A 10,077-nucleotide genomic window follows, 5' to 3' on the forward strand; every position below is an offset into this window, starting at 1 on the left:
GGGACTTATACTAAACCAATTTTTAGCTATATTTGAAAACAGGATTAGGATATAAATAACCTAACCCTGAAATTTTGAACTTACACACTTTTTAGGATAGTGTCACATACTCTTTTACAGTTTGGGTTTAGCTTGGATGGTGCGACTGGAAATGTGTATGGCTTTCAGCGTTGGCTAATCCGTCATAATTCCGCTAATAAATGTCTCCACAAATTCCAGTATCTTATTCGTAATTCGTTCCGCTTTCGTTTTTCTTTCTTTCAGACTTGGACGCGTATTCATTGTTCCAATAATATCATCACGTAAAGGAATTTTCTCCGTAAACATATAATCGCCAATTACTTTTTCGAGTTTATCAGAATCCAAGTTTTCTTCTTTACTTAATGACTTTATAGCTTGTAATTTTTCAGCTGTAATAAACTGAACAAACTCATCTGGAATATCTTCAGAATCCTCAATGATTGGTAAATGCTCATTAATGAACTTTTCTATTAATTCTCGTTTACTTCTAAGCTGTATGTCTCCAGCCACAATATCCATTATGTTTTTCAGTTGCTTTTCTTTATCTTCTCCAGATACTGAGTTTTTGAGGTTTGCCAGTAATTTTAAAATGTAGGCAACATTAATCTCGTCTCTATGAATTAGTTCTAATTCAAAATCAATATCGTTTAGAATCGATACTTTTTCCTTTGCATTTTCTCGTTTTACCTTATCTCTTAAATCTAAATATTGTGTTTTATAATCTTCAAAAGTTTGTTCATTTATACTTAAATCATCAAAAGTAAATTCTGTAAAGGTTTTTAAAACATTCAATGTTCGCATTAACTCTCTAAAGGCTTTAGCAAAAGCAAGTTCATCTTCTTCATCTTTTAAATCGTGCACACTATCAACAGTTGGCGCTATTTGCAGTAACTGTATAAATGCTTCATTCATCTTTTTTACATAATCTTCATAAGGTTCAATAATTATTTCATCCTTAGATTCTATGTTTGAGAACAAAGCGATTGCATCATCTGTATGCTGTTTTAAATTTCTAAAACAAACTACATTTCCTTGAGATTTTAATTCGTTTAAGATTCTATTTGTTCGTGAAAACGCTTGAATTAAACCGTGATATTTTAAGTTTTTATCTACATAAATGGTGTTTAACGTTTTGCTATCAAAACCAGTTAAAAACATATTGACTACCAATAAAATATCGACTTGTTTGTGCTTTACTCTTTTGGCAATATCGTTGTAATAGTTATAATAACTTTGCGTGTCTTTTGTAGAATAATTTGTGCCAAAGGTTTTGTTGTAATCTGCAATAAAACTATCTAAATGTTCTCTTGTATGCTTAGAATTATATGTTGGCTTTGGTTCCGCTACTTCGTTTAAATCTACTTCATCAAAATCGGAAGTTGTGAAACCTAAAGCGTCTTTATCTTCTTCGTTTGCTTGGTATGAAAAGATTGTCGCTACTTTTAAATTGTGGTATTTTGCTTTAAATAGTTGATAATACTTAATTAGCGTTTCAACATTACTTACACACATAATAGCAGTAAACTCCTTGCTATGTGTTTTTCTATTGTGGTTGGCAATTATGTATTCTGTAATGGCATCTAAACGCTCAGGTGCTTCCATTACTTCTTTTTCGTCAATAGCTTCAACATCAATGTCCAAAATGTGTTCTTTCTTTTTGAATGTATTAATGTATTCAATTGAAAACTTTAGCACGTTTTCATCACGTATGGCATCTGTGATGACATATTTGTGTAATGCTTTTTCGCCACCAAACAACATCGCCGTTGTTCGTTTTCCAAATTCGTTAGTTCCTGCATTATCTTTAAATATTGGTGTTCCTGTAAAGCCAAACATCTGACTTTTTTTAAAAAAGTTCTTAATGTCCTCGTGAGTTTTTCCAAACTGACTTCTGTGGCATTCATCAAAAATAAAAACCACACGTTTGTCTTTTAAGACTTCCATTTGATTTAAATACTTCATTTTACTAATGGCAGTATTCAGTTTTTGAATTGTGGTTACAATCAATTTATTATCGCCAGACAATTGTTTTACTAAAGCTTTAGTGTTATTTGTGCCATCAATACTACCCTTGCTAAAACTATTAAACTCTTTTGTAGTTTGGTAATCCAAATCTTTTCTGTCAACCACAAAAATCACCTTATGCACTTTTGGCATATTGGTTAAGATTTGACTTGCTTTAAAACTGGTTAAGGTTTTACCTGAACCTGTAGTGTGCCAAATAAATCCATTTTTGGTAGTGTTTTTAACGCGTTCAATAATAGATTCTACTGCAAAATATTGATAAGGACGAAGTACCATTAAAATTTTAGCAGATTCGTTTTGCACAACATATCTCGTAATCATTTTAGAGATGTGGCAAGGCTCTAAAAATATATCTGTAAATTTTGAAAGTTGGGTAACGAGTTTATTTTTGGTATCGCTCCAATAAAAGGTTTGTTTAAAACTTCGTGCTTTTATTGGGCTGTTAGCGTAGTATTTTGTGTTTACACCATTGCTAATAACAAATATTTGTACAAATTGAAATAATCCAGCTCCTGCACCAAAACTATGACGCTCATAACGGTTAATTTGGTTGAAAGCTTCTTTCAATTCTAATCCTCTACGTTTTAGTTCTATTTGAACCAAAGGCAAACCGTTTATCAAGATGGTTACATCGTAACGGTTTTTGTATTTTCCTTCCATAGTTACTTGTTGAGTAACTTGAAATTCATTTTTACACCAATGTAATTGGTTTATAAGTTCTATGGTTTTGTTTTCGCCTTTATTGTTTGTAAAAGGAACTCTATCACGTAATAATTTTGCTCTTTGAAATATTGAACCTTTATTTATGTAATTTAAAACTTGCTTAAAATCATTATCGGATAATGCAATTTTATTATGTTTTTCTAATTGAACTTTTAGATTAATTAATAAATCTGCTTCATCTTTAATAATCACTTTTTCATAACCCAATTGTGCTAATTGACTCACCAAATTGTTTTCTAATATTTGTTCTGGTTGTATGGTCATTAGTTTGATTCGTTATTTAAAGATTTTGCAAATTCAACTATTTTGTTTGTGGTTTCTTCTGCAATAGTTCTGCGATTTTTTAAACTAGGTTTACTTTTTAAGGTTGAAATAACACTATCTGGTAAAGGTGGTTTTTCATCGTATAAATAGGTGCTGATTACTTTTTTTAGTTCACTTATTTTAAGTTTTTCCGCTTTCGCGAAAGCAGTAAGTAACTTATTCCTATCATCTGTCCAAAAAGTGGTTTCGTCAAATTTGCTACTGAGTATTTTAGGTGTGCTATCTTTTGGTCTTTCATTTATAGTTTTAGAATCTATGTAAACAGGAATTGGTCTATGCGAAATACTTGCAATGTAACTATCGTCTTTATAACGTTCTCTTATATAACTACTCATATGACTAAGGTCTGGATACACCGAACCACTATGAATATTTAAAGACTCCAATTGTTCAAGTAAGACTTTCTTTGAATTTGCATCAATAATGATAATCTTCGTAGGTAGACTGTCTAAACTTTTTCTTGAAGCTTCACTACTTACAAAAATAAAATCACCACTTTGATTGTTGATTCTTTGATTTTTTGCAATTCCTTGTACAAACCAATTTTGTTCAAAACATTCCTCTTTTTGAGTTTGAGTAAGATTGCAAGTGTTATTCTTGTAATCTTCATCTTTACTTACAACATTGTTTGTAATACATTTTAAACGTTCATCATCAAAATTCAGGAAATTTTCAGAATCTGGTACAAAGGAATAGACCAGACCATCTGCATTTGCTCGGTCTAGATTATTACAAGCAAAGAAGATGGATACTAAAGGATTGCGAGTAATATCTAATAGCCTTGTTGGCATTCCAAAATGCTGCATTGTAATTAAGCGGTCATAAATACTATAATCATTTGCAAACGCTTCTGGTTTAAGCGAGAGAATATCATAATACATTCTTGCTTCATTTTCTACATATTTCTCTTCCCTTGTAAGGCTAGAGTCTAGATACCACGTTGCATCTGCTTGACCTCTGTAATAGTTGTTTACACTTCCCTTGCTTAAAACATCTAATAACTCTCTCAATTCTTCCTTATCTTCTTTTCCTACTTTTGAAAACACAAAATGAATCTTCTCTTCATATTCTTTTGATATAAAAAGTTTTTCAACTCTAGATTGTAGTTCTTGATTGGGATTTTTGTTTTCCTTTACTAAATCTGCTAATTGAATAAACAAATCGTGTCCTTGTTCTGCTTTTGCGTAAGCAATAAAATCAGACCTTTTTCTTGGCGCTTGATTATTTATGAGATATTGTAAATAGGTATATAGAAAATTGTTCTTCTGTAGTTCAATTTTATGGTGTGGGTCTTTTTTATTGAGTTGCGTTAGTAGTTTCCAAAGGATGAATTCTTTAATGTATTCGTATCTTTTTGTTTGACCATCTTCTTTATGGTCTTCAAAAAGTGTAGTAATGTTTTTTATGGTTAAATCGTTTCTATGGGAATTACTATTGATGCTTAAATTAATTTTAGGCTCCGTAAAGTAGGTTTCTCCTTTTGTGTTAATCTCTTTTTTTACATCATCATTTAAAAAGTAATGTTGAAACGATAAACCACCTACAGATTCAAAATAGTCTAGCGTCCAATAATAGTATTTTTTATGGTCTAAGAAGCTCGCTAAATAAGATTCAAACTCTTCTTGTATTTCATTATTTATTGCCGTTAAATCCATATTACACAAACATTTTTTGAAGTAGGCCTTTTTTGAACTTTTTTGATTTTGTTAATTGGTCTGAAAGGCTTTTGATTGACTGGTCAATTTTTGAAAGAAATTCAGCGATTTTAATTTGCTCTTTTCTCTCAGGAATAAGAAATGAAAATTTCATAAATTCTCTTTTAGACATATTAAATCGTGTACTTCCTTGACCTAATTTTATAAGTTGTTTGCGCACAATTGAATTTCTAAAAAGATATTGCGAAAATTCAGGGACTAGTGTTTCTAGAGAATTAGGTCTATAGCCAAAACAAAAACTATTTAAATAAATATCTTCATTTTTATCAAGAAGAACAGAAGACATACCTATGTCATTTACAGTTTCTGAGGATGTAGTAAAAAATACATCTCCGTATTGAGCCTTGTTTTGTGAGTCATCTTCATCAATTTTTACTAAAGCACACCTTGAAACGTCAACCTTCGCATCGTCAAAAATCTGCTTATATTGGATATAGCGCTTTCCTTCGCCAAAATCGATTTTAGTTTTTCCGGTTAAACCATTATATGTATGTCCAATGTTACCTAATTTCTTTTCTTCCCAATCAGTAAAATCATTTCCATTTTCATCTTTAAATCGAATCTCTTGACTAAATATTTTTCGCATAATACCTTCTTTATAGGCTTCCAGTATCTCTTTTTTCTTTTGTAGTATATCTAATCTATCATCGTTTAGTTTTAAGAAACTTGATATTTTAATTTGCTCTTTAATTTTTGGTATAATAATTTCAGTCTCTGAAAATACTTTTTGACCTAAGGTTTTATTTCTTCCAGCTCCTCCTGGTGAAGCTAATTTTAAAATATGTTTTCCCTTTTTACGCAGAAAAAATGATAAAATAAAATCAAGGTCTAAAACATTTTCAATTGGGTCATACATCGGGAATCTATGGGAAGCGATTAAACCAACTTCCTTTTCTGTAGTTTTTGCTACAGCTTGTTCCCAAGCAAATACAATGTTTACTATAAAGGTGTTTTCTTTAACCCAAAACACGCGTTTATTTCCAATCTTAGCACCAAGTTTTGGTTCTTTATGAAATATACCTTTACCGTGAGAACGAATCCCTAATTCTTGATAGGTCTCTTTTTTATCTACATCAACTGGGTTTACAACTCTTTCAAAAATCTCAGAGATTTTCTTTTCTTCCCAAGCAGAAGTAAATTCTGGAAAACGTAGTATTGGTTTGTTTTTTTGTAATGACATACTAAAATGGTGTTGGGATATTTAGTTCATCACAAAAAGCTTTGATTTCTGCATTAAGTGGTGCTATTTGTTTGTCAATAGCTTTTAATTCAGTGGCTAAGGCTTGAATGTCGATTGGTTCATCATCTTCAAAAGTGTCAATATATCTAGCGATGTTTAGATTGTAGTCATTTTTTTCAATTTCTTTTAATGTTACAACATTGCTGTACTTATCCTCTGTAATTCTTTTTGAATATGTGTTTACAATTTTCTCTACATCTTTATCTCGTAGTTCATTTTGGTTAACTCCTTTAATAAAATAGTCATCGCCACTTGCATCAATAAAGACAATATTATCGTCTGCTTTCCTACATTTTTTGAGCACCAAAATACAAGTTGGAATAGAAGTCCCGTAAAAAATATTAGCAGGTAAACCAATTACAGCATCTAAGGCGTTTTTCTCGTTTATAAAGTATTTACGAATTGTTGCTTCGGCAGCCCCTCTAAATAAAACACCGTGTGGTAAAACAACTGCCATAGTCCCATTATCTGCTAGTTGATAAAACATATGCTGTACAAAAGCATAATCGGCCTTAGTTTTAGGTGCAAGTCTCCCAAATTGAGAAAAGCGTTCATCTGTGCTGTTGAGAGGATTGTCTTTTCCTTTCCAATGTGTCGAAAACGGTGGATTTGCAACAACAGCTTCAAACCTTTTGTCTAGATGTTGAGGATTTTCAATGGTGTCTTCGTTTTTAATGTCAAATTTTCTGTAATGAATATCGTGCAAAATCATATTCATACGTGCCAAATTGTAAGTAGTACGGTTTAATTCTTGACCGTAAAACTCACTTACATCTGCTTCTCGCTTTACACGTAACAAAAGCGAACCCGAACCACAGGTTGGGTCGTAAACAGATTTTATTTTAGTCTTGCCTAGAGTAACAATTTTCGCTAGTATTTTAGATACTTGTTGTGGTGTATAAAATTCTCCTTTAGATTTTCCAGAAAGTGCTGCGAAATTTCCGATTAAGTATTCGTAAGCATCACCCAAAACATCTGATTCTAAATCTTCTAATTTAAAATCAATTTTATGTAATTCTTTAATGATATCTACAATGATTTCATTTCTTGCACTTACGGTTCTCCCTAATTTGGTTGAAGTTAAATCTAAATCTTCAAACAGAGCAGCAAAGTCTTCTTCTGAGTCTTCGCCCATTGTACTTTGTTCAATATGATTTAAAACTGCCTGTAAATCATCTAGGATAAATTCGCTTTTACCTTCTATTTTGCGACTTCCTTTTTCGGCAATGGTTTCAAAAAGCTCTTTTGGTTCTAAAAAATAGCCTAATTTTATAATACATTCTTCGCGTAAAGCTTCTAAAGTTTCTGTATCAGTTACTTTTTTAAAGTCGGTTTCGTCTTCGCCTTGTAATAATTCTGTAACGTATATATTTTGCTTTTCAGAAAGGTATTTAAAGAAGATAAATCCTAAAATATAATCTCTATAATCGTCAGGATTCATTTTTCCTCTTAGCAAGTTGGCTATTGCCCAAAGGCTATTCTGTAGTATTTGTTTTTGTTCGTCTGACATTTATTTTAATTCGTTTATTATATTTTTAAGTAGTGTATCAAAATCAAGTGATTCACCGTGTATCATACTATCCTGCATTTCCTTATAATCAGATTTGTAATTTTCAAGTAAATCGTCTGGTGGAATGATGTTAAGATTTTTTAAGGTCAAACCATTATAGTCTGTTGTTTTCATAGGCGTTAATACGCTTCTATGAGCAATAATACTTTCAAACAGCGTTGTGTTTTTCAAAGCCTTTACACCGTAATCTGAATTTAGTATTTGTCCTATATCGTAAAGATGTCTCGACATTCGTAGATGTCGCATTTTTTCTTTTGGCTTCTGAAATTCTTCGTGTAATAGAATTAATTTCTCTAAAAATGTTTTTTGAGGACTGGTTGCGTTTACCGTAAATTTTTCTTCTGAAAAATCTGTTTCAGGATATTGCTCATCAATCATTGACTCAATGGTAATTTCTTCATTTGGTTCTATTAAAGACCTTGCACTAACTTCTATTAGCACTCTTTTTGGAAGATAGGATACATCTTCAAATAGCGATTGGTAGTTAACTTTAATTGTTTCTGGGTCTTGGTCGGATACTTGTGTGTTTTCAACAACCATTTCATATAAACTAGCATCAACACCGTATGCTGTAAGCTGTTTTTGAAGTAATTCATATAACTCATTAGTAACAAAGGTGTGGCAAGCTCTTCTTAATTTACGAATTTGTCCTTTTGATAAATGACCATCAAAGCCTAAGTATTTGCGGTCAATACCTAAATCAATATCTTCCGAAAACCGTTCTATTAGATTAAAAGCTTTACTTAACGAAGTTCCACCTTTGAATATTAAATGATTTGCTACCTCGGAAGTGAAAATCATTCGTAGTATTAGTGTTACCCAAGCATCTTTTTCAACTGCTTGTGGTGGTAGATTTGTTTTTACACCTATTTGAGTGAACAACTCTATTTGCTCTTCTTTTGATAATGTTAGCCAGTTATTCATTTATTGTTTATTTTTTTTTGAATCCAAACAGGTGCATTTTTTAAGTTTTGATAGATGATTTCTCTTTCCTCACTTTCTTCAATGATGTGCTGTATTTTATCTAACTGTTTTTCTGTAACATTTTCCACTCCAATTTCTTTTAGAGCTTGAATTATAAGGTTTGATAATCGGTGTTCAATACTCAAATTTTTTGGGTTCGTTTTTTTAAACTGAATCGTTTGGTTTCCCGCTTTTATTTTTCTTGCAGAACCATCTGTTAAGAACACTACTTTCAATGGGATTTGTGTTGATAGACCTAACAGGTTTAGAGCTGTTGTGCCAGTAGCTATTATTCTAGCTTTATCACGTTTTGCAATAGCCTTGGCAATTTGTTCTGCGTGAGGATAGATGATGCCTAGAGTTTTATGTTTTTTAGGTAAGAAGTAGATTCCTTTTGCGATACGTTTTATACTGTTGTCTTTAGTTAGGCGTTGCAAAGATTTACGCACAGCCTCGTAATTACCTAATTCGGTAAAGTCTGAAATAAAGAAAATATCTCCAATATCAATTTTCTTTTTTATGGCTTTCAAATCTAACATTGTCCCAAAAATAGTAAAAAAATGGGACTATACAAAGTTATATTGTCCCGAATAATATCTTTTTTTGGGACAATCTAAGTTATTGTCGGTTTGAAAATCAGAATAGGTTTGTGAGCGTTGGCAAAAGGCAAGCTCTTTTTATTTTTTGAGGTACGAAAAAAATGAAATGTGCTTGACTGTGCGGTTGGCTTCAGCTTGCAGCTAACGGTTTGGCTAAGCTGCGTTTTAATGCAGTTTAGGTGTTGTTGTGGTGTCGTTTTTATTTTTTCAGTTCGCTGGTCAATTCGATTTTTCCTTTTTGTGTAAGTTTTCCAGTTTTATAAATTGTTTCTTCCGTTTTTGTTCCTTTAACCTCTTCATAATCTTCATCGCATTTGTAATACTTCAAATTATTCGCAATGTAAATATTTAAATCTTCATCTATCTCTACTAGTTCCTCGCACTCAAAACAAGGTCCTAGTCCGCAACCACCAATTGCAATAGTTTTTGAGTCAATTCTTTCTCCATTTAGCTTATAAGTTGTCAATATTGGTAAAAAACAATCTGCTGCTCCAAGAGTAATTGTAGCAATATAAGCTCCATTTGTAGGAATCTTTCCAAAAACATAATAAGGTTCCTTTTCGTAAGGTGAGCTTATTTCCTTTTTCAGTTCAGTTAATGGTTGAAAATCATCTTCACAACCTTTAATTTTTATTGGTAATTTAATTTCAGAAAATTGGTCAATAAAATTCTGAAATTGGTCATTCACTTGGGGTATTTCAGAAGTGAGTTTTTCAGATTTATTATTTTCAGTTTTACAACCTATAAATAAAATTATTCCAATTAATATTATCGTTTTTTTCATAGTTTCTCAAATGTTCGTTAAGGGACATAGTTTACACAAGTTAAAGATTAGGGTTTACACTAAATTAGTTTCTAACCTTGTAGATTGTTGTTTGTTTCTAAGCTGCTTTTCAT

Annotated in this window: 7 protein-coding genes; all 7 read right to left on the reverse strand. The window is 31.5% G+C overall.

Going from position 1 to position 10,077, the window contains the following annotated elements; genetic code table 11:
• Window positions 1-174: 174 nt before the first annotated feature.
• Window positions 175-3,033, reverse strand: a complete 2,859-nt coding sequence (locus tag AC2D8I_RS15445) for a type I restriction endonuclease subunit R (protein WP_484706963.1) — start codon at window positions 3,031-3,033, stop codon at window positions 175-177.
• Window positions 3,033-4,748 (reverse strand): FRG domain-containing protein, encoded by a 1,716-nt coding sequence (locus AC2D8I_RS15450; protein WP_484706964.1) that lies wholly within the window; start codon window positions 4,746-4,748, stop codon window positions 3,033-3,035. The genes AC2D8I_RS15445 and AC2D8I_RS15450 overlap by 1 nt, the downstream gene beginning before the upstream one ends.
• Window position 4,749: 1 nt before the next feature.
• Complete coding sequence (locus AC2D8I_RS15455) at window positions 4,750-5,988, reverse strand: restriction endonuclease subunit S (protein WP_484706965.1); 1,239 nt, start codon at window positions 5,986-5,988, stop codon at window positions 4,750-4,752.
• A gap of 1 nt (window position 5,989) precedes the next feature.
• The gene (locus tag AC2D8I_RS15460) at window positions 5,990-7,558 is read right to left on the reverse strand and encodes a type I restriction-modification system subunit M (protein WP_484706966.1); all 1,569 of its coding nucleotides are present in this window, start codon (window positions 7,556-7,558) and stop codon (window positions 5,990-5,992) included.
• Entirely contained in the window at window positions 7,559-8,542 is a 984-nt protein-coding gene (locus AC2D8I_RS15465) for a nucleotidyl transferase AbiEii/AbiGii toxin family protein (RefSeq protein ID WP_484706967.1), read from the reverse strand.
• On the reverse strand, window positions 8,539-9,120 hold the full coding sequence (locus tag AC2D8I_RS15470) for a DUF6088 family protein (RefSeq protein ID WP_484706968.1): 582 nt from the start codon (window positions 9,118-9,120) through the stop codon (window positions 8,539-8,541). The genes AC2D8I_RS15465 and AC2D8I_RS15470 overlap by 4 nt, the downstream gene beginning before the upstream one ends.
• A gap of 259 nt (window positions 9,121-9,379) precedes the next feature.
• On the reverse strand, window positions 9,380-9,964 hold the full coding sequence (locus AC2D8I_RS15475) for a hypothetical protein (protein ID WP_484706969.1): 585 nt from the start codon (window positions 9,962-9,964) through the stop codon (window positions 9,380-9,382).
• Window positions 9,965-10,077: the final 113 nt, after the last annotated feature.

This window comes from Lacinutrix sp. YIN62 (genome assembly GCF_057219185.1).

Excerpts from the sequence above, each read along its gene's own strand:
- AC2D8I_RS15465 (WP_484706967.1), bottom strand. The coding sequence starts at position 8,542 with ATGAATAACTGGCTAACATTATCAAAAGAAGAGCAAATAGAGTTGTTC.
- AC2D8I_RS15460 (WP_484706966.1), bottom strand. The coding sequence starts at position 7,558 with ATGTCAGACGAACAAAAACAAATACTACAGAATAGCCTTTGGGCAATA.
- AC2D8I_RS15445 (WP_484706963.1), bottom strand. The coding sequence starts at position 3,033 with ATGACCATACAACCAGAACAAATATTAGAAAACAATTTGGTGAGTCAA.
- AC2D8I_RS15470 (WP_484706968.1), bottom strand. The coding sequence starts at position 9,120 with ATGTTAGATTTGAAAGCCATAAAAAAGAAAATTGATATTGGAGATATT.
- AC2D8I_RS15455 (WP_484706965.1), bottom strand. The coding sequence starts at position 5,988 with ATGTCATTACAAAAAAACAAACCAATACTACGTTTTCCAGAATTTACT.
- AC2D8I_RS15450 (WP_484706964.1), bottom strand. The coding sequence starts at position 4,748 with ATGGATTTAACGGCAATAAATAATGAAATACAAGAAGAGTTTGAATCT.
- AC2D8I_RS15475 (WP_484706969.1), bottom strand. The coding sequence starts at position 9,964 with ATGAAAAAAACGATAATATTAATTGGAATAATTTTATTTATAGGTTGT.